Origin of the sequence: Reyranella sp. (genome assembly GCF_017305915.1) — a bacterium.
Taxonomy (GTDB): domain Bacteria; phylum Pseudomonadota; class Alphaproteobacteria; order Reyranellales; family Reyranellaceae; genus Reyranella.
This window is the reverse complement of the sequence record NZ_JAFKJN010000006.1, coordinates 161,335-180,066: the sequence shown is the minus strand read 5'-3', so window position 1 is coordinate 180,066 and position 18,732 is coordinate 161,335. Positions and strand designations below refer to the sequence as shown.

At 68.5% G+C, this 18,732-nt stretch carries 19 protein-coding genes; 11 read left to right on the top strand and 8 right to left on the bottom strand.

Annotated elements, in window-relative coordinates; translation table 11 throughout:
- Positions 1–40 precede the first annotated feature (40 nt).
- The 4 genes from urtB to urtE all read left to right on the top strand — a co-directional run bounded on the left by urtB (position 41) and on the right by urtE (position 4,390).
- Positions 41–1,651 (top strand): urea ABC transporter permease subunit UrtB, encoded by a 1,611-nt coding sequence (gene urtB / locus J0J01_RS02940; protein ID WP_296378680.1) that lies wholly within the window; start codon positions 41–43, stop codon positions 1,649–1,651.
- Positions 1,648–2,751: an urea ABC transporter permease subunit UrtC gene (gene urtC / locus J0J01_RS02935; RefSeq protein ID WP_296378679.1), complete on the top strand. Its 1,104-nt coding sequence runs from the start codon at positions 1,648–1,650 to the stop codon at positions 2,749–2,751. Before urtB ends, urtC begins: the two co-directional genes overlap by 4 nt.
- Positions 2,748–3,503: an urea ABC transporter ATP-binding protein UrtD gene (gene urtD / locus J0J01_RS02930; protein WP_296378678.1), complete on the top strand. Its 756-nt coding sequence runs from the start codon at positions 2,748–2,750 to the stop codon at positions 3,501–3,503. The genes urtC and urtD overlap by 4 nt, the downstream gene beginning before the upstream one ends.
- Positions 3,504–3,694: 191 nt before the next feature.
- Positions 3,695–4,390, top strand: a complete 696-nt coding sequence (urtE, locus tag J0J01_RS02925) for an urea ABC transporter ATP-binding subunit UrtE (protein WP_296378794.1) — start codon at positions 3,695–3,697, stop codon at positions 4,388–4,390.
- A 515-nt stretch (positions 4,391–4,905) separates the two neighbouring features.
- Here urtE and J0J01_RS02920 read toward each other — a convergent pair.
- Positions 4,906–6,615, bottom strand: a complete 1,710-nt coding sequence (locus J0J01_RS02920) for an amidohydrolase family protein (RefSeq protein ID WP_296378677.1) — start codon at positions 6,613–6,615, stop codon at positions 4,906–4,908.
- Between the two features lie 79 nt (positions 6,616–6,694).
- Between J0J01_RS02920 and J0J01_RS02915 the strand changes: the two genes are divergently transcribed.
- From J0J01_RS02915 to J0J01_RS02890, 6 genes are all read left to right on the top strand, one after another.
- Positions 6,695–7,843 carry an NADH:flavin oxidoreductase/NADH oxidase gene (locus J0J01_RS02915; RefSeq protein WP_296378676.1) on the top strand — a complete coding sequence of 383 codons (1,149 nt, stop codon included), beginning with the start codon at positions 6,695–6,697 and terminating at the stop codon, positions 7,841–7,843.
- Positions 7,840–9,057, top strand: coding sequence for a CoA transferase (locus tag J0J01_RS02910; RefSeq protein WP_296378675.1), 1,218 nt, complete (start codon positions 7,840–7,842; stop codon positions 9,055–9,057). Before J0J01_RS02915 ends, J0J01_RS02910 begins: the two co-directional genes overlap by 4 nt.
- Positions 9,041–10,270: a 3-hydroxybenzoate 6-monooxygenase gene (locus tag J0J01_RS02905; RefSeq protein WP_296378674.1), complete on the top strand. Its 1,230-nt coding sequence runs from the start codon at positions 9,041–9,043 to the stop codon at positions 10,268–10,270. Before J0J01_RS02910 ends, J0J01_RS02905 begins: the two co-directional genes overlap by 17 nt.
- A 129-nt stretch (positions 10,271–10,399) precedes the next feature.
- Entirely contained in the window at positions 10,400–11,311 is a 912-nt protein-coding gene (locus J0J01_RS02900; RefSeq protein WP_296378673.1) for an alpha/beta hydrolase, read from the top strand.
- Positions 11,308–11,652 (top strand): antibiotic biosynthesis monooxygenase, encoded by a 345-nt coding sequence (locus J0J01_RS02895; protein WP_296378671.1) that lies wholly within the window; start codon positions 11,308–11,310, stop codon positions 11,650–11,652. The genes J0J01_RS02900 and J0J01_RS02895 overlap by 4 nt, the downstream gene beginning before the upstream one ends.
- A gap of 259 nt (positions 11,653–11,911) precedes the next feature.
- On the top strand, positions 11,912–12,124 hold the full coding sequence (locus J0J01_RS02890) for a hypothetical protein (protein ID WP_296378670.1): 213 nt from the start codon (positions 11,912–11,914) through the stop codon (positions 12,122–12,124).
- Here J0J01_RS02890 and J0J01_RS02885 read toward each other — a convergent pair.
- The 5 genes from J0J01_RS02885 to psrA form a co-directional block, all read right to left on the bottom strand.
- Positions 12,112–12,582: a DoxX family protein gene (locus J0J01_RS02885; protein WP_296378669.1), complete on the bottom strand. Its 471-nt coding sequence runs from the start codon at positions 12,580–12,582 to the stop codon at positions 12,112–12,114. The genes J0J01_RS02890 and J0J01_RS02885 overlap by 13 nt on opposite strands.
- A gap of 63 nt (positions 12,583–12,645) precedes the next feature.
- A complete protein-coding gene (gene phnE, locus J0J01_RS02880) occupies positions 12,646–13,449 on the bottom strand; it encodes a phosphonate ABC transporter, permease protein PhnE (protein WP_296378668.1) in 804 nt (267 codons plus the stop codon).
- Between the two features lie 2 nt (positions 13,450–13,451).
- Positions 13,452–14,282, bottom strand: coding sequence for a phosphonate ABC transporter ATP-binding protein (phnC, locus tag J0J01_RS02875; RefSeq protein WP_296378667.1), 831 nt, complete (start codon positions 14,280–14,282; stop codon positions 13,452–13,454).
- A gap of 6 nt (positions 14,283–14,288) precedes the next feature.
- The gene (gene phnD, locus J0J01_RS02870; RefSeq protein WP_296378666.1) at positions 14,289–15,155 is read right to left on the bottom strand and encodes a phosphonate ABC transporter substrate-binding protein; all 867 of its coding nucleotides are present in this window, start codon (positions 15,153–15,155) and stop codon (positions 14,289–14,291) included.
- A 27-nt stretch (positions 15,156–15,182) separates the two neighbouring features.
- The gene (gene psrA / locus J0J01_RS02865; protein ID WP_296378665.1) at positions 15,183–16,307 is read right to left on the bottom strand and encodes an iron-containing alcohol dehydrogenase PsrA; all 1,125 of its coding nucleotides are present in this window, start codon (positions 16,305–16,307) and stop codon (positions 15,183–15,185) included.
- A 102-nt stretch (positions 16,308–16,409) separates the two neighbouring features.
- Between psrA and J0J01_RS02860 the strand changes: the two genes are divergently transcribed.
- Positions 16,410–17,339 (top strand): LysR substrate-binding domain-containing protein, encoded by a 930-nt coding sequence (locus J0J01_RS02860; protein WP_296378664.1) that lies wholly within the window; start codon positions 16,410–16,412, stop codon positions 17,337–17,339.
- Here the strand turns inward: J0J01_RS02860 and J0J01_RS02855 are convergent.
- Entirely contained in the window at positions 17,293–18,051 is a 759-nt protein-coding gene (locus tag J0J01_RS02855) for an SDR family oxidoreductase (RefSeq protein ID WP_296378663.1), read from the bottom strand. The genes J0J01_RS02860 and J0J01_RS02855 overlap by 47 nt on opposite strands.
- Positions 18,048–18,731 (bottom strand): amino acid ABC transporter permease, encoded by a 684-nt coding sequence (locus tag J0J01_RS02850; protein WP_296378662.1) that lies wholly within the window; start codon positions 18,729–18,731, stop codon positions 18,048–18,050. The genes J0J01_RS02855 and J0J01_RS02850 overlap by 4 nt, the downstream gene beginning before the upstream one ends.
- Position 18,732 lies beyond the last annotated feature (1 nt).

Here is an 18,732-nt window from a genome sequence, read left to right as displayed (position 1 = left end):
TCGAGTCGCCCCGTTCCCATCTACGAGTTAATTCTGGAAAATGTCGCTGAAGCGTCTTCTTGGCAGGGTTGTGGGAGCCCTCGCCATCCTGCTCGTGGCCGGTTCGGCTTTTGCGGCCGACCTCACGACCCTGGTGGCGAACCTGGTGACCGGCGGCTACAGCGAGCGCGACGCGGCGATCACCGCGTTGGCCGCGTCGGGCGAGGAGCGGGCGGCGCCGATCCTGCAGGCCCTGGGCGCGGGTGAGCTCTACGTCCGCAACGCCGACAAGGTGGTGGTCATCGCCAAGGGCAGCGGCAAGCAGCTCGCGCTGACCGACGCCGTCACCGGCAAGGAAGCCGGCACCGCCACCGAGGACGATCTCGAGCGGGTCAAGATCAACAACCGCCTGCGCGGCACGATCGAGTCCGTCATGGGCTCGCTCACCCTGATGAATCCCGATCCCAGGGTGCGTCGTGCGGCCGCCCAGGCGCTGTTCAGCCGGCGCGATCCGTCGGCGCTCGAGGGACTCGACAAGGCGATCGCTGCCGAGAAGGACAACGGCATCAAGCGCGCGATGGTCGAGGCGCGTGCCTCGGTGGTGCTCGCCTCGGACGCGCCGGCCGACAAGAAGGTGGAGGCCATCGCGATCGTGCGCGACCGCGGCGACCGCGACGCGATGGGGGTGCTGCAGGCGGCAGCCGCGTCGCCCGACGAAACCGTGAAGGCTGCCGCGACCGCGGCCGCCGATGCGGTGCGCCAGTCGCTCGCTGCCTGGGCGGGCGCGCAGAACGTCTGGTACGGCATCTCGCTGGGCTCGGTGCTGCTGCTCGCCGCGATCGGCCTCGCCATCACCTTCGGCACCATGGGCGTCATCAACATGGCGCATGGCGAGATGGTGATGCTGGGCGCCTACACGACCTTCGTCGTGCAGCAGGCGATCCGCAGCGCAGCACCTCAGCTCAACGATTTCTCCATCGTCATCGCCCTGCCGCTCGCTTTTCTGGTGTCGGGCCTCGTCGGCATCCTGATCGAGCGCAGCATCATCCGCTTCCTCTACGGCCGCACGCTCGACACGCTGCTCGCCACCTGGGGCCTGTCGCTGGTGCTGCAGCAGGCGGTGCGCTCGGCTTTCGGCCCGACCAATCGCGAGGTCGCGTCGCCGTCGTGGATGTCGGGCGCCTTCAAGGTCGGCCAGATCGACGTCACCTACGGCCGCCTCTGGATCGTGATCTTCGCGCTCGCCGTGTTCGCGGCTCTGCTCCTGCTGCTGCGCAAGACGCCGCTCGGCCTCTACATGCGGGCGGTGACCCAGAACCGGCCGATGGCCTCGGCCATGGGCATCCGCACGCCGCGGGTCGATGCCCTGACCTTCGGCCTGGGCTCGGGCATCGCCGGCCTCGCCGGCGTGGCGCTGAGCCAGATCGACAATGTCAGCCCGAACCTCGGGCAGGGCTACATCATCGACTCCTTCATGGTCGTGGTGTTCGGCGGCGTCGGCAATCTGTTCGGCACGCTGGTCGGCGCGACGGCGCTCGGCGTCGTCAACAAGTTCCTCGAACCCTATGCCGGCGCCGTGCTGGGCAAGATCCTGGTGCTGGTGTTCATCATCCTGTTCATCCAGCGCCGCCCGCGCGGACTCTTTGCGCTCAAGGGACGGTCAGTGGAATGATCACGCGCTTCCTCTGGAACGGCATGAGCCGCAACCTGCGCCTGTTCGTGCTGCTGGTGCTGGCGATCGGCATCGCCCTGCCATTGCTCAACCAGCTGATGCCCAGGACCAGCCCGTTCTACGTGCCGGCCTATGTGCTGCAACTGGTCGGCAAGTATCTCTGTTATGCCGCGCTGGCGCTTGCAGTCGATCTGGTCTGGGGCTTCTGCGGCATCCTCTCGCTCGGCCACGCTGCCTTCTTCGCGCTCGGCGGCTACTGCATGGGCATGTACCTGATGCGCCAGATCGGCACGCGCGGCGTCTACGGCAACCCGGTCCTGCCCGACTTCATGGTGTTCCTGAACTACAAGGAGCTGCCGTGGTTCTGGCACGGCTTCGACAGCTTCTGGTTTGCCGCCCCCATGATCGTGATCGTGCCCAGCGCGCTGGCGCTGGCGCTCGGCTGGTTCGCGTTCCGCAGCCGCGTCACCGGCGTGTACCTGTCGATCATCACCCAGGCGATGACCTACGCGCTGCTGCTCGCTTTCTTCCGCAACGACATGGGCTTCGGCGGCAACAACGGCATGACCGACTTCAAGGACATCCTGGGCTTTTCGGTCCAGTCCGACGCCACCCGCGGCGTGCTGTGCTTCGCCTCGGCGCTGGCGCTGGCGATTTTCCTGGTGATCTCGGCCGCGGTGGTGGGCTCGCGCTTCGGCAAGGCGCTGACCGCGGTGCGCGATGCCGAATCCCGCATGCGCTTCCTCGGCTACCGGGTCGAGGGCTACAAGCTCTTCGTCTTCGTGCTGTCGGCGGCTATGGCGGGCATCGCCGGCGCCCTCTACGTGCCGCAGGTCGGCATCATCAATCCCAGCGAGTTCGCGCCCGGCAACTCGATCGAGGCGGTGCTGTGGGTCGCCGTCGGCGGCCGCGGCACCCTGATCGGGCCGGTGGTCGGCGCGTTCATCGTCAACTGGGCCAAGACCTACCTGACCGGCGCGCTGCCCGAGGTCTGGCTGTTCGCCCTGGGCGCGCTGTTCATCCTGGTCACGCTGTTCCTGCCGAAGGGTGTGGTCGGGCTGTGGGGCCAGATCAAGGCGCGGAGGGCGCAACCGGCATGAACGCACCCCGCAGCACTTCCGCGCTCCTGTATCTCAGCGGCGTCACCGTCTCGTTCGACGGCTTCAAGGCGCTGAACAACCTCTCGCTGCTGGTCGAGCCGGGCGAGATGCGCGCAATCATCGGCCCCAACGGCGCCGGCAAGACCACCATGATGGACGTCATCACCGGCAAGACCCGGCCGGACGAGGGCGAGGTGGTGTTCGACGGCAGCGCCGACCTGACCAAGCTCGACGAGGCCGACATCGCCACGCTCGGCATCGGGCGGAAGTTCCAGAAGCCCACCGTGTTCGAGAACCACACGGTGCGCGACAACCTGCTGCTGGCGCTGGCCGGCATCCGGAGCTGGTACAAGCTGCTCGGCGCCGCGCCGACCAGGGCCGAGAACGATCGCCTGGCCGGGATCCTGTCGATCATCCGCATGGAGGAGCAGCAGCACATGCTGGGCGCGCGCCTCAGCCACGGCCAGAAGCAGTGGCTCGAGATCGGCATGCTGCTGGCGCAGAACCCCAAGCTGCTGCTGGTCGACGAGCCGGTCGCCGGCATGACCGACGTCGAGACCGAGACCACTGCACAGGTGCTGCGCGAGGTCAACAAGAACCACTCCGTCGTCGTGGTCGAGCACGACATGAGCTTCGTGCGCGCGCTCGGCGTCAAGGTCACGGTGCTGCACGAAGGCGCGATGCTGGCCGAGGGCTCGCTCGACCAGGTCAGCGCCGATCCGCGCGTCGTCGAAGTCTATCTCGGCCGATGAATGACGACGGCGTCGACACTCGCGCTGCCAGGCTTTCCTCCCCATTCATATGGGGAGGTGGCGCGGTAATCCGCGACGGAGGGGTCATGAGCAACAGCATGACTGGGGCTGATGACCCCTCCGTCGCCGTATGACGGCGCCACCTCCCCATATGAATGGGGAGGAAGGCCATGAGTGAGGGGCATCGGGCAATGCTTTCGGTCCAGAACGTCAATCTGTACTACGGCGCTGCGCAGGCGCTGCGCGGCGTGTCGCTGTCGGCCGAGATCGGCCGGGTGTTCTGCCTGCTCGGCCGCAACGGCGTCGGCAAGACCAGCCTGCTGCGCGCGATCTGCGGCCTGCAGCCGATCGCATCGGGGTCGGTCCAGCTCGACGGCCAGGACGTCTCGAAGCTGCCGGCCTACGAGCGCGCGCGGCGCGGCGTGGCGCTGGTGCCGCAGGGCCGCGAGATCTTCCCGCTGCTGACGGTGCGCGAGAACCTCGAGACCGGCTTCGCGCCGCTCGAGCGCGACCAGAAGAAGGTGCCGGACGAGGTGTTCGAGCTGTTCCCGGTGCTGCAGTCGATGCTGCGCCGGCGCGGCGGCGACCTGTCGGGCGGCCAGCAGCAGCAGCTCGCGATCGGCCGCGCCCTCACCATGCGGCCCAAGCTGCTGGTGCTCGACGAGCCGACCGAGGGCATCCAGCCGTCGGTGATCAAGGACATCGGCCGTGCCATCACCTTCCTGCGCCAGCGCGGCGACATGGCGATCCTGCTGGTCGAGCAGTATCTCGACTTCGCCCACGAGCTGGCCGACGACTTCGCGGTGATGGACCGCGGCGAGGTCGTGATGTCGGGCACCCGCGAGACCTTCGATGCCGAGGCGGTGCGCCGGCACATGACCGTCTAGCTCGGGATCGGCTGAGGCTGAATTGCGTGAACGGGATGTTCTCGCGAAGGTAACGGTGTCATCCCGAGCGTAGCGAGGGATCCATACTGATCCCCATAGATCCCTCGCTCCGCTCGGGATGACACTGGGGTTCGAGCCGAAGCAATTAGACTCTAGCCTGTGGATAAGCCCTCGCGGACGAATCTCTTTATGGGCAATGGAACGCGAGTCGCCCCCTGATTTTCTTGGCGAGAAATAGCTTCCATTGCCCATAATAGGTATTCGGTGTGCCCTGAGGCAGTGTGGCGCGCATGATGATGCGCCACGTTACGATCCTTCTCGGAGGGGCCGCCCGCTGCCTGCGCGCGGTCGTGCCGGGACTCTGGATGGAGTGTTTTTTCGGGGCCCCGCCAGAGTCGGTGGATTCGTGGACTCCGGGCCGAAAACGCCGATGCCATCGGCATCGAACCGGTCCACACCGGTGTGGACTCGTGCGGACTCCGTGGACTCCCGGCGTCCCGCTCGGGGCCTGGCGATTATTGACCGCCGTGTACGCCGCCCCTCACCACGCCGCCCGGCCGCGCGCCGGTCAGCTCGTCGTTCTGCAGGGTCTCGGTGCCGTTCTTGAAGGTGTGGCGATAGCCGCTCGCGCGCTGGATCAGGCGGCGGCCGCCGGCCGGCAGGTCGTAAACCACCTCCGGCGCCTTTACCGACAACGCGTCGAAGTCGATGACGTTGATGTCGGCCTTGTAGCCCGGCGCCAGCAGGCCGCGGTCGGCGAGGCCGTAGGCCCCGGCCGTACCGCGCGTCTGCTTGGCGACCAGGAACTCGAGGCCAAGCTTCGGCCCGCGCTGGCGGTCGCGGCCCCACAAAGTGAGCAGCGAGGTCGGCGAGGAGGCGTCGCAGATCACGCCGACATGCGCGCCGCCGTCGGCGACGCCGAGCACGGTCGCGGGATCGGTGATCATCTCGTGCACCACGTCGAGGCTGCCATAGGCGTAGTTCTCGAACGGCAGCATCAGCAGGCCCTTGCCGTTCTGCGCCATCATCGTCTCGAGCGCGACTTCCTGTGGCGTGCGGCCCGTGCGCTGGGCGATCGCCGCGACGGAGTTCGCAGCATCGGGCTCGTAGTCCGGCTTGGCGCCGAGCGGGAACATCTTGTGGAACGACTCGCCCATGAAGGCCGGCGCGCCGCCATCGGCACGCGGCGCCACCAGGCGGCGGCGCAGGTCGGCGTCGGCAGTGAGCCGCACCTGCAGCTCGGCGGGCGAGAGCTTGCGCAGCTCGCGCCACACCGCGTGGGCCGCGAAGGGATGCACCGTGGTCTCGAAGCCCATGATCACGCCGATCGGCCGAGAGCCGACCTGCGCGTTGGCGGCGCGGCCGCGCGCCCGGACGCCGTGCACCTGGTCGAGGGTCTCGCGCCACAGCTTGGGCTGCGCGTCGACCTGGACCAGCAGCACCGACAGCGGCCGGCCCGCGAGCTCGGCCGCGGCATCGAGCGCTTCGAACTCGCCCGGGCCGAAGTCGGAGTTGACCTGCAGCACGCCCGAGCCGGCGCGGCGCATGCCCTCGGCCAGCGCGAACAGCTCGGACTCGCGGGCGCTGAGCGAGGGCGTGAAGCGGCCGTCCTTGGCCTTGTGCTTGGTGGTGCGCGAGGTCGTGACGCCGAGCGCACCGGCGCGCAGCGCTTCCTCGACCAGCCGCGTCATCTCCTCGCGCTCGCCTTGGTTGGGCATCTCGGCATGGTCGGCGCCGCGGTCGCCCATGACGTAGAAGCGCAGCGCGCCGTGCGGCAACTGCGCCGCCACGTCGACCGTGCGCGGCATCGCGGCCAGCGCGTCGAGGAACTGCGGGAAGCTCTCCCAGGTGAACTTCACGCCTTCGCTGAGGACCGAACCGGGGATGTCCTCGACACCTTCCATCAGGTTGATCAGGTAGGCCGAATGGCCGGGCCGTACCGGCGCGAAGCCGACGCCGCAATTGCCGAACACCGTCGTGGTCACGCCGTGCCACGACGAGGGCGTGATGAACGGATCCCAGGTCGCCTGGCCGTCGTAATGGGTATGGATGTCGACGAAGCCCGGCGTCACCAGCAGGCCGCCTGCATCGATCTCGCGCCTGCCCGCACCAAGCTTGGCGCCGACGGCGGCGATCTTGCCGTCTTGCACCGCAACATCGGCGATGCGACGCGGGGCACCGGAGCCATCGATCACGGTGCCGTTTCGGATGACGAGGTCAAACATGGTCCGAGGATAGGCTTGGGATGGCCCGGCGGTCTATGTTCCCGCCCCAACCAATCCATTCGTTTCGGGGATCCCGCCCTTGCAAAAGCCGAAGCTCTTCACGCCCTTCAAGATGCGCGGCGTGGTCGCGCCCAACCGCTGCGTGGTCTCGCCGATGGTGCAGTACCGCGCCAGGGACGGGCAGGTGAACGACTATCACCTGGTGCATCTCGGCAAGTTCGCGCTGGGCAAGTTCGGCATCGTCTTCACCGAGAACTGCGCGGTCGAGCCGCGCGGCCGGGTGACCCAGGGCGATCTCGGCCTGTGGGACGACAGCCAGATCGAGGGCCACAGGCGCCTGACGCGCTTCCTGCAGCAGGAGGGCGCGCTCGCCGCCACCCAGATCACCCACGCCGGCCGCAAAGCGTCGTCGCCGCGCCAGTTCGACAAGCCGGACGAGTTCGGGCCGAAGGGGGCAGGTTGGCAGCGCTGGCAAGTCGTTGGCCCCTCGGCGCTGTCCGCTGGAGACCGTTACTCCGAGTTGCCGGTTGCGCTCGAAGCCTCGGAGATGGACGACATCGTCCGGAAGTTCGGCGAGGCCGCGCGCCGCGCCGACGCCGCGGGCTACGACGTGATCGAGATCCATGGCGCGCATGGTTACCTGCTGGCGCAGTTCCTCTCGCCGCTCAGCAACAAGCGCAACGACAAGTTTGGCGGCGACCGCGCCGGCCGCATGCGCTTTCCTCTGGCTGCTGCTCGCGCGGTGCGCGAGGCGTGGCCGGAGAGCAAGCCGATGTTCATCCGCGTCTCGGCGGTCGATGGCGGCGGCGGTTGGGACGTCGACGACACGGTAGCCTATGCCCAGGAGCTGAAGGCGCTGGGCATCGACGTGATCGACACCTCTTCGGGCGGCCTCACCGGCGTCTCGACGGCGCTGCCGGTGAAGCGCTCGCTCGGCTTCCAGGTGCCGTTCGCCGCCGCGGTGAAGCGCGGCGCCGACATCCCGACCATGGCGGTCGGCCTGATCCTCGACGGGCCGCAGGCCGAGAAGGTCCTGCAGGACGGCGACGCCGACCTGATCGCGATCGGCCGCCAGGCGCTCTACAACCCGTTCTGGCCGGTCCATGCCGCGCAGGAGCTGGGCTGCGACATCGACTTCGGGATGTGGAACCCCGAGTACGGCTGGTGGCTCGACAAGCGCAAGAACAACCTCCCTGCCGACAGAGCCGCAACAGGGCAGCCGAAATGACCGGCATTCTCGCAGGCCTTCGCATCGTCGAAGGCTCGGCCTTCATTGCCGCGCCGCTGGGCGGCATGACGCTCGCGCAGATGGGCGCCGACGTGATCCGCTTCGACGACATCAAGGGCGGTCTCGATTCGGATCGCTGGCCGGTCACCAAGGACGGCAAGTCGATCTATTGGGCGGGCCTCAACAAGGGCAAGCGCTCGATCGCCGTCGACCTGCGCTCGCCGAAGGGCCGCGAGCTGCTGACGGCGCTGATCACCGCGCCGGGCGAGGGCGCCGGCATCTTCACCACCAACATGCCGGCGCGCGGCTGGCTCTCCTACGAGGCGCTGTCGAAGAAGCGCGCCGACCTGATCGCCCTCAATATCCTGGGCGACCGCCACGGTACGGCGAATGTCGACTACACGGTGAACGCCATCACCGGCTTCCCGATGGTGACCGGCGCGGTCGGCCATAGCGGTCCGGTCAATGCCGTGGCGCCGCCGTGGGATCTCGCCACGGCTTACGCCGGTGCGATGGCGCTGCTGGCGGCCGAGCGGCACCGGCGGCTGACCGGGCAGGGCCAGCGCATCGTGCTGCCCCTGCAGGACATGGCGTTGGCGGCGACTTCGGCGCTGGGCTACCTCGGCGAAGCTGTCGTCAACCAGGTCGACCGACCGCGTTTCGGCAACGAGATCTTCGGCACCTTCGGCCGCGACTTCCGCACCAAGGACGGCCGGCACGTGATGATCTGCATCTTCTCCGACCGCCATGTCGATGCGCTGGCGGCCGCCGGCGGTTTCAAGGAGGCCTTCGCCTCCATCGAGCAGAAGACCGGCCAGGACCTCAAGACCGACGCCGGCCGCTGGAACGCCCGCGCCGAGCTGATCGCCGTGATCGAGCCGTGGGTCGCCGCGCACACCACGGACGAGGTGAGCGCGGCGCTGAAGACGGCCGGCGCGTTGTGGGCGCCCTACAAGACCTTCCGCGAGCTCAGCACGGACAAGGATGCCGTGATCGACAACCCGATGTTCACTTTCATCGACCAGCCGGGCATCGGCGCCTATCCGGTGGCCGCCTCGCCGCTGCAGTTCGGCGCCGCCCCACGCGAGGCGCCGAAGCCGGCGCCGGTGCTGGGGCAGCATACGGACGAGATCCTGTCGGGTATCCTCGGCCTGCCGGGGCACGAGATCGCCCGGCTGCATGACGAGAAGGTCGTGGGTGGCCCCAACAAGTAAATTTGGCGATAGAATCCTGATCGCCGGCGGCGGCATCGGCGGATTGGCCGCGGCGCTGGCGCTCGCCCGGAAGAACATCCCGTCGCTGGTGCTGGAGAAGGCCGCGCAACTGGGCGAGATCGGCGCCGGCATCCAGCTCGGCCCCAACGCCTTCCATTGCTTCGATCGCCTCGGCGTCGGCGACACCGCGCGGCAGATGGCCGTCTATATCGACCAACTACGATTGATGGATTCGATGACCGACGGTGAGATCTGCCACATCGATCTCGGCGAGGCCTTCCGCAAGCGCTACGGCAATCCCTATGCGGTCGTGCATCGCGGCGACCTGCATGGCGTGCTGCTCAAGGGCTGCCGCGACCATCCGCTGATCGAGCTGCAGGTATCGAGCGAGGTCACCGGCTACGACCAGGACGGCACGACCGTGACCGCGCGGCTCGCCGACGGCAGGGCCGTCACCGGCGCCGCGCTGATCGGTGCCGACGGGCTGTGGTCCAACGTGCGGCGCCAGGTGGTGGGCGACGGCGCACCGCGCGTCTCCGGCCACACCACCTATCGCTCGGTGATCCCGACCGAGCAGATGCCGGAGGATCTGCGCTGGAACGCAGCCACGCTGTGGGCGGGACCGAAGTGCCACATCGTCCATTACCCATTATCGGGCTGGAAGGTGTTCAACCTGGTCGTCACCTATCACAACGATGCGCCCGAGCCGGTCGCCGGCAAGCCGGTGTCGATGGAGGAGGTGCGGCAGGGCTTCACCCATATCTGCGCCCGCGCCCAGAGCATCATCAGCCACGGCCGCGACTGGCGCCTATGGGTGCTGTGCGACCGTGACCCGGTCGAGCGCTGGCGCGATGGCCGGGTGGCGCTGCTCGGCGACGCCGCGCACCCGATGCTGCAATACATGGCGCAAGGCGCCTGCATGGCGATGGAGGACGCGGTCTGCCTCGCCGATTCGCTGGCGAAGACCGACACGCTGGATTCGGGTCTCGAGACCTACCGCGGTCGCCGCGTGCTGCGCACCACGCGGGTGCAGCTCACCTCGCGGGCGATGGGCGATCACGTCTATCACCCGGCCGGACCGCACGCGGCGCTGCGCAACGCCATCATGGGCGCCAAGAGCCAGGAGGACTGGTACGCCGCCCTCGACTGGCTCTATGGCGGCAGCGGGCTGGAAGGGTTTCCCACCGATTTCCCACCGCCGTGGGAAGCGTAAGACGCCGGCCCGCTTGGCCTTTCTGCGATTCTTCCCGCTTTCCCAGCACCTCCTTGTCCCCTTCTGTGGATAAGTTCCCTTCGGCGGCCGCCGAAGGGACGGCGCGCGGCGAGTGCCTATCTCCGCCGCATGACCCAGCAGACCTTCCGGCTTCCCGCGACCGACCGTCGGCCGTCGCTGCTCGTCCGCCGCCAGCCGCGCCCCGGTGCGCCGGCAGTGCTCTATGTCCATGGCGCCACCTTCCCGTCGGCGCTGTCGGTCGGTTTCGACTTCGGCGATGGCTCCTGGCTCGACGACTGGAATACCCGCGGCTTCGACGCCTGGGCGTTCGACTTCGCAGGCTTCGGCGAGAGCGGCCGCTACGCCGAGATGAGCGAGCCCGCCGACCGCCATCCGCCGCTCGGCCGGGCGTCCGAAGCCGTCCAGCAGGTTACCGATGTCGTGGCCTCGATCCGCCGCGAGACCGGGCGGCCGGTGTCGCTGGTCGCGCATTCCTGGGGCAGCGCACCGGCGGCGCTGGCGACGATCGCCGCGCCCGAGACGATCGACCGCCTCGTCCTGTTCGCGCCGATCGCGCGGCGCGCCGGCGGCAGGCCGGCGTCGCTGCCGGCCTGGGTCGACGTCACCGACGCGGCGCAGCACGCCCGCTTCGTCGAGGACGTGCCCGCGGGCCATCCGCCGGTCTTGATCGGCTTCGACCGCTGGGCGCCGGCCTATCTCGCCAGCGATCCCGTGGCCGCGGATCGCGCGCCGCCCGCCGTGCGCATCCCCAACGGCCCGCGCGCCGACAACATGGAGGCGTGGGCCGGCCGCTTGCCGTGGGATCCGGCACGGCTCACGCGGCCCGTCGCGATCGTGCGCGGCGCCTGGGATTCGCTGTGTCGCGACGGCGACGCCGCGATGATCCTCGACGCCGCGACCGCAGCGCCGTCGCGGCACGACCGCCGGCTCGAGGCGGGCACGCACCTGATGCATCTCGAGACCGGACGGCGCAGTCTCTACGAAGCCGTCGGCCGAGCCCTGAAAGGAGAGCAGCCATGATCGCCGTGATCTTCGAAGTCTGGCCGGCCGACGGCCGCAAGCAGACCTATCTCGACATTGCCGCCAGCCTCAGGCCCGAGCTCGAGCGGATCGACGGCTTCATCGGCATCGAGCGGTTCCAGAGCCTGGTCGACGACACCAAGATCCTGTCGCTGTCCTTCTGGCGCGACGAGGCGGCGGTCAAGGCGTGGCGCAACGTCGAGCATCACCGGCAGGCCCAGAAGGCCGGCCGCGAGGGCGTGTTCCGCGACTACCGCCTGCGCGTCGCCTCGGTGCTGCGCGACTACGGCATGACGGAACGCGCCGAGGCTCCCGCCGATTCGCGCGAACGCAACCGGTAGAACGTGGTGAAGCGGGCGCAGCTGTAGTATCGCGTCTCCATGGCGACATGGGACGCCCGCAACTTCCTGGTCCGCGCCACCCTCCGGCGCGAGATCGTGACGTCGTTCACCGAGTTCCCGTTCAGCATTCCGGCGATCGGCGGCCTCGACACGATCGAGTTCGACCGTCCGGTGACGTTCTTCGTGGGGGAGAACGGCTCCCGAGGCGGCCCTGTCGCCGAAACGGCAGCTCGCCTTCCTGTCCCGCCTGCACGATCTGGTGAAGGACGGCTCGCAGTTCCTGATCGCCACCCATTCGCCGATCCTGCTGGCCTATCCGGACGCGGCGATCCATGGGCTCGACGACGGGCCGCCGCGCCGCATCGAGTATCGCGACACCGAGCACTACGGCGTGACCCGCACCTGCCTCAACGACACCGAACGCATGCTCGATATCCTGCTGGATCGCAAGCCGGGCTCTCAGGCGCCGTGAGCCCTGGGATCGCGGCCTGAAGCCTTCAAGATAAAGTGGTCGAGCGACACCGGGCCCGGCCCGACGATCGCCAGCCAGGCGAACATCACGAGGTAGGAGACCTCCTCGAAGCCCAGCAGGGTGACGAGGGAATCGATCTCGCCCAGCTTGGCCGAAAGGATCGCGACCACCATCACGATCATCAGCGGCACCGCGGCGAAGCGGGTCAGCAGGCCGACCAGCAGCATCAGGCCGCCGACGAACTCGATGCCCGAAGCGAGCGGGGTCAGGATCTCGGGCGCCGGGATGCCCCAGCCGCGGAAGTTCTCGATCATGCGCGGCAGCGCGTGCAGCTTGCCCCAGCCGGTGTCGGCGAACACCAGGCCGACGACGATGCGCACGGCGAGCGGTGCCGCCCAGAAGAACGGGCGCGCGACGGCGAGCGACCAGTCGTAGAAGACGGTGACGAAGGCGTTCATGCGGCTCTCCCCCGATGGCCTGTCTACGGACTATCGCCTCTCGGGGATCACCGCGCCACCGTCCTAGCGGATCATCGCCCGGAGCTTGGAGGAGATCAGGTCGGCGGCCAGCACCAGGATCAGGATCACCAGCACGCAGGCGGCGGTGTCCTCGTAGGCGAACAGCTTCATCGAGCTGATCAGCTCGAAGCCGATGCCGCCCGCCCCCACCATGCCGAGCACCGTGGAGACGCGGATATTGGTCTCGAACCGGTAGAGCACGACGCCGATCCAGGCCGGCAGCACCTGCGGCAGCACGCCGAACACGATGCGCTGCAGAGTGCCTGCGCCGGCGGCGCGCAGGGCGTCGAGCGGGCCTTCGTCGATCTCCTCGATCGCCTCGGCGAAGAACTTGCCCAGCATGCCGGCGCCGTGGATGGCGATCGCCAGCACGCCGGCGAACGGCCCGAGCCCGACCGCGGCGACGAAGATCAGCGCCAGGATGATCTCGTTGATGCCGCGCATCACGTTGAGCACCTGGCGCAGGCCGTGGAACACCCAGGCATAGGGCGACAGGTTGCGCGCGGCGAAGAAGCAGACCGGCAGCGCCAGCAGGATGCCGAGCAGGGTGCCCCACAGGGCGATCTGCACGGTCTCGATCGCGGGCTTCACCAGCTTCTGCATGAAGGCGAAGTTGGGCGGCAGCATGCGGTCGAGGAAGTCGGCGATCCACGGCAGGCCGGCGACCAGCCCGGACAGGCTGAGCTGCGTGCCGACCGCGGACCACCACAGGACTGCGCCGGCGATGCCGACGATCGGCGCCAGGATCCACCAGCCGAGCGGCCCGCGCGGCTTGTTGACGACGAATTGCAGGGTGCCGAGCGACATGGTCAGACCCTCTCTTCGCGAACGGTGGCGGCGGTCTCGGCCTCGGCGGCGGCGCGCCGCCGCTCGGTCAGCCGCTGGGCGGCATCGAGGACATTGGGATCGTCGAGGCCGGGATAGATACGGCGGATGACGTCGCCGCTCACGCCGCCCGGCGCGCCGTCATAGACCACCTCGCCGCCCGACAGGCCGACGATGCGCTCGCCGAACTCCAGTGCGTAGTCGATCTGGTGCAGGTTGCAGAGCACGGCGATGTTGGAGTCCTTGCAGCTCTTCTTGAGGTAGGTCAGCACCACCCGCGAGGTCTTGGGATCGAGGCTGGCCACCGGCTCGTCGGCCAGCATGAAGCGCGGCTGCTGCGCCAGCGCCCGCGCGATGCCCACGCGCTGCTGCTCGCCGCCTGACAACGCATCGGCGCGGCTGCGCGCCTTGTGGACCATCGCTACCTGTTCGAGGCAGTGCATCGCGATCTTCACGTCGGCCTCAGGGAAGAGCTGCAGGCTGCTCAGCACCGGCGAGAGGTCGGCCATGCGGCCGACCAGCACGTTCTTCAGCACGCTCAGCCGCTTCACCAGGTTGTGCTGCTGGAAGATCATGGCGACGTTGCGCCGCAGCAGCCGCAGGTCGCGGCCGCTCGAGGAGAATGGCGCGCCGTCGACCACGATCTCGCCGCCGGTCGGCGGGGTGAGCCGGTTGATGCAGCGCAGCAGCGTCGACTTGCCGGCGCCGCTCGGTCCCAGCACGACGACGAACTCGCCGGGCCGGATGGTCAGGCTGACGTCCTTCAGAGCCTGATGGCTGCCATAGGACTTCGCCAGCCGGCGGATCTCGATCATGGCCGGCTACTTGTGCTTCTTGAGGTCGATGTTGGCGAGCTTGGCGGTCTCGCGCACGACGTCGTAGTCGGCGTCGCTGGTCGGCTTGAAGCCGTTCAGCTTGCCCTGGTCGGACCAGTTGAGGTCCTTGATGGCGAGGAAGGCGTCCTTGACCCGCTTCTTGAGGTCGTCCGGCAGGTCCTTGCGCCAGACCATCGGCGATTCGGGAATCGGCGCCGACCGCCACACGATCTGGATCGCCTCGGCCTTGATGTGGCCCTTGGCGACCGCCGCATCGAGGATGCGGTCGGCGATGGTGGCGGCGTCGACCTTGCCGTTGGCCACGGCGACGGCGTTGGCGTCGTGCGCGCCGGTGAAGATCACCGTCTTGAAGTCGCGCTTGGGCTCGATGCCGGCCTTGAGCAGGCCGGCCAGCGGGAAGGCGTAGCCCGAGGTCGAGGCCGGGTCGACGAAGGCGAAGTTGCGGCCCTTGAGATCGTTGAGGTCTTTGATGCCGCTCGATTTCAGGGCGATGATCTGGCTGTGATAGTAGGTGCGGCCGGACTTCGCCGTCTCGGCGATGACGAAGGCCTCGACCGGCGTCACCGTGGTCGCCAGCACGTAGGAGAACGGGCCGAGATAGGCGATGTCGAGGTGCTTGGCCCGCAGCGCCTCGATGACGCCGTTGTAGTCGGTGGCGACGAAGCCCTGGACCTTCATGCCGAGGTTCTTCTCGACGGCGTCGAGGATGTCCTTGCTCTGCGCCAGCATGGCGCGTGAGTCCTCGGACGGGATAAGCCCGACCTTCAGCACCGTCTGGGCGCGGACCGCGGGCGCAGCCAGCAGGACGCCGGCGGACAGAAGCCCCAGCTTGCGACGTGTCATCTTGCTCATGGTTTCCTTCCCTTTCCTTTTGCTTTTTCAGGCAGCCAGTTGCCCGATCAAGACCTCCCGCCTGCCGATGAAGTTGCGGCCGCGCTCGCCGGCCAGGGCGCCGTCGACCAGCGCCGACCAGTCGCGCGCGGCGATGCCGTGATCGGTGGCGCGCGGCGACACGCCGAGCTGTTGCAGCGTCGCTTCGAGCCGGGCGGCGCCCGCCGCGAGGTCAGGGCCGAAGATGCGCCTCAGCGCCGCGTCGCAGTCGGCGTTGCAGCCGATGACCGAGCGCATCACCAGCGACAGGCTGAACGAGCAGGCGATGCCGTGCGGCACGCCGTGATGCAGCGTCAGGTGATACGACAGCGCATGCGCCAGAGCCGTCTTGGTGTTGGAAAAGGCGAGGCCGGCGAACAGGCTGGCGCGTGACAGGCGCGTGCGCAGCCCGGCATTGCCGAGGTCGGCGGCCAGCGCCGGCAGGGCGTCCAGCACTTCGCGCGCCGCCACCTCGGCGAGCGCGTTGGACACCGGATTGGCGTTGACGTTCCAGATGCTCTCCAGCGCGTGGCTGAGCGCGTCGAGGCCGGTGCTGACGGTGATGCCGCGCGGCAGACCGAGCGTCAGCAGCGGATCGACCAACGCCGCCTCGGGATAGAGGCTGGGCCGCGACAGCGAGTATTTCTTCTTGGCCGTGGTGTCCCAGACGGTGGCCCAGCTCGTGACCTCGCTGCCGGTGCCGGCAGTCGTCGGAATGGCGACGATCGGCGTGGCGCCGAGCGTGTCGGCGCCCGTGCCGGTCTCGAGATACGTCCGCACCTTGCCGAAGTCGGAGCCGTTGCCGTCGCTCGCCGCGGCCAGCACCTTCGCGGCGTCGATCACCGAGCCGCCGCCCAGCGCGACGATCGCCTCGACCGGCCGCGTCGCCTGCGCGTAGAGCCGGCAGGACTCGGTGAGGCCGATGTAGTCGGGATTGGGGCCGATGTTGCGGACCATTGCGGCCGGATCGCCGGCGAGGGCCGCGACGCGGCGCGTCAGCTCGGCGAAGATGCCGCCGCCGTTGGCGTCGTCGTAGGTCACCAGGCAATAGGCGCGGCCGTTCAGCGCATCGCTCAGCCGGTCGAACGCCCCGGCCCCGAATTGCACCTCGACTGGATTGCGATAGCGCCACATCAGCGCCGACTCCCTGCGCGCGTTGTCTTTTGACAATGCTCGGCGTCGACCTCACATTTATCCAATTCAAAGTTTTCGGTTTTACCATCGATAAAAGCAATAATGCGCCACACCCAGCTCCGCTCGTTCCACGCCGTCGCCCAGCGCGCGAGCTTCACCCAGGCCGCCCGCGCCCTCGGCGTCGGACAACCCACGATCACCACCCAGGTGCGCTCATTGGAGCAGGAGTTCGGCGTCGAGCTGTTCGTGCGCCGCGGCCGCCGCATCGAGCTGACCGAGGCCGGCAGCGGGCTGCTCGACATCACCCGCCGCCTGTTCGCCGACGAGAAGGAGGCGGCCGACTATCTCAACGAGACGCGCGGCTTGCGCACCGGGCATCTGCGGGTCGGCGCGGTGGGGCCATACCATGTCACCGACATGCTGGCGGCGTTCAACGCGCGCCATCCCGGCCTCTATGTCTCGGTCGCCGTCGGCAACTCGCGCGACACGGTGCGCGACCTGCTGGATTACCGCACCGACGTGGCGGTGCTCGCCCATGTCGATCCCGATCCGCGGCTGGTTGCGATCCCGTACCGGCGGCACCGCGTCATCGTGTTCTGTCCCGCCGATCACCCGTTCGGCAAGCGCCGTTTCATCCGGGCGCACGAGATGGAGGGCCAGCGGCTGATCGTGCGCGAGGCCGGCTCGACCACGCGCCGCGCCTTCGACCAGGCGATGCGCGACGCCGACGTGCGGCCACGGGTGGTGATGGAGATCGGCAGCCGCGAATCGATCCGCGAGGCGGTGGCCAAGGGCATCGGGCTGGGCGTCGTCTCGGAGGCCGAGTTCATTCCCGACCCGCGCATCCGACCGGTGCCGGTGGGGGATGCCGAGATCTACACCTACGCCCACGTCGTCTATCTGAAGGAGCGGCAGAACGCGCGCCTGGTGCGCGCCTTCCTCGAGGTGCTGAGCGGGCTGCTGCCGGACGCGCCCGTCAACGGCGTCAGTTCGCCATCCAGCCGCCGTCGACCATCAAATTCTCGCCGGTGATGAAGGTCGCCTCGTCGGAGGCGAGGAACAGTGCTGCATTGGCGACATCCTCCGAGCGGCCGAGCCGCGGCAGCGGCGTGCGCCGGTGGCCGTAGTCGATCCAGCGCGGCTCGACCGCGCGGCCGCCCTTGCCGGTGAGGATTTTGCCCGGCGCCACGGCGTTGCAGATGATCGAGTGCTGGCCGTAGTCCGACGCGATCTGGCGCGTCATGTAGACCACCGCCGACTTGGAGACGCCGTACGAGCAGTCCTCGGGCGACGAGATCATGCCGTGCTGCGAGGAGATGTTGACGATGCGGCCGCGCGCTTCGTTGCGGATTTCCTGGGTCAGCATGCGGCGCACCGCGGCACGGCACGTCAGGAACACGCCGGTCACGTTGACCGCCATGACGTGGTTCCACTCCTCGAGGCTGGTCTCGGTGAGCGGCTTGCCGGCGCGCACGACGGCGTCGTTGACCACGATGTCGAGCCGGCCGGTCGGCCCGGCGGCACGGCGCACGGCCTCCTCGGCGTCGGCTTCCTTGGAGACGTCGCCCCGGAAGAACGGGACGTCGAGGATCCTGTGGGTCGGCTCGCCGCCCTCGACCACCTGCTCGGTGATGTCCATCAGCAGCAGCGTGGCGCCTTCCTCGTGGAACTTCTTCGCGATGGCGCGGCCGATCCCCGAGGAGGCCCCGGTGATGAGGGCTGTTTTGCCGGCGAGACGCTTCATTTCTGCCTCATGATCATGTCGCGCTCGAGTTTCGCGACCCAGCGCGCGAACGGGAAGAGCAGGACGAAGAAGATGATCGCGGCCGCAGTCAGCGGCGTCGGATTGTAGGTCTGTTCCTGCGCCACGCGCGCCGAGCGCAGCAGCTCGGGCAGGGCGACCAGGGCGGCGATCGAGGTGGTCTTCACCAGCTCGAGCGAATTGGAGGCCAGTGGCGCCAGCACCCGGGCGATCGCCTGCGGCAGGATCACCAGGAAGATGATCTGCAGCGGGTGCAGGCCGAGGGCGCGGGCGGCCTCGCGTTGGCCGGGCGGGATGGATTCGATGCCGGCGCGGAAGATCTCGCCGTAGTAGCCGGAGTTGTTGAGGGTCAGCGCCAGCACGCAGGCGGCGAAGGACGGCAGGGTCAGGCCGAGGAAGGGCAGGCCGTAGAAGATCAGGATCAGCAGCACCAGGACGGGGAAGGAGCGGAACAGGTCGATCCAGATCAGCAGCGCCACGTTCAGCGCCTTGTGGTGGAAGCTGTAGAGGATGGCGATCAGCAGGCCGACCGCGACCGCCACCGGCAGGGTGACGACGGACAGCAGGATCGTGAGCCGAAGGCCCTGCCACAACAAGGGCCAAATGCGGACGAAGCTGTCCCAGTCGGCGAAGTTGTCGAGGAAGAGCTGCAGGGCGTCCATC

Coding starts and splice junctions, on each gene's coding strand:
- urtB (WP_296378680.1), top strand. CDS start 41: ATGTCGCTGAAGCGTCTTCTTGGCAGGGTTGTGGGAGCCCTCGCCATC.
- urtC (WP_296378679.1), top strand. CDS start 1,648: ATGATCACGCGCTTCCTCTGGAACGGCATGAGCCGCAACCTGCGCCTG.
- urtD (WP_296378678.1), top strand. CDS start 2,748: ATGAACGCACCCCGCAGCACTTCCGCGCTCCTGTATCTCAGCGGCGTC.
- urtE (WP_296378794.1), top strand. CDS start 3,695: ATGCTTTCGGTCCAGAACGTCAATCTGTACTACGGCGCTGCGCAGGCG.
- J0J01_RS02920 (WP_296378677.1), bottom strand. CDS start 6,615: ATGTTTGACCTCGTCATCCGAAACGGCACCGTGATCGATGGCTCCGGT.
- J0J01_RS02910 (WP_296378675.1), top strand. CDS start 7,840: ATGACCGGCATTCTCGCAGGCCTTCGCATCGTCGAAGGCTCGGCCTTC.
- J0J01_RS02900 (WP_296378673.1), top strand. CDS start 10,400: ATGACCCAGCAGACCTTCCGGCTTCCCGCGACCGACCGTCGGCCGTCG.
- J0J01_RS02895 (WP_296378671.1), top strand. CDS start 11,308: ATGATCGCCGTGATCTTCGAAGTCTGGCCGGCCGACGGCCGCAAGCAG.
- J0J01_RS02885 (WP_296378669.1), bottom strand. CDS start 12,582: ATGAACGCCTTCGTCACCGTCTTCTACGACTGGTCGCTCGCCGTCGCG.
- phnE (WP_296378668.1), bottom strand. CDS start 13,449: ATGTCGCTCGGCACCCTGCAATTCGTCGTCAACAAGCCGCGCGGGCCG.
- phnC (WP_296378667.1), bottom strand. CDS start 14,282: ATGATCGAGATCCGCCGGCTGGCGAAGTCCTATGGCAGCCATCAGGCT.
- phnD (WP_296378666.1), bottom strand. CDS start 15,155: ATGAGCAAGATGACACGTCGCAAGCTGGGGCTTCTGTCCGCCGGCGTC.
- psrA (WP_296378665.1), bottom strand. CDS start 16,307: ATGTGGCGCTATCGCAATCCAGTCGAGGTGCAATTCGGGGCCGGGGCG.
- J0J01_RS02860 (WP_296378664.1), top strand. CDS start 16,410: ATGCGCCACACCCAGCTCCGCTCGTTCCACGCCGTCGCCCAGCGCGCG.
- J0J01_RS02855 (WP_296378663.1), bottom strand. CDS start 18,051: ATGAAGCGTCTCGCCGGCAAAACAGCCCTCATCACCGGGGCCTCCTCG.
- J0J01_RS02850 (WP_296378662.1), bottom strand. CDS start 18,731: ATGGACGCCCTGCAGCTCTTCCTCGACAACTTCGCCGACTGGGACAGC.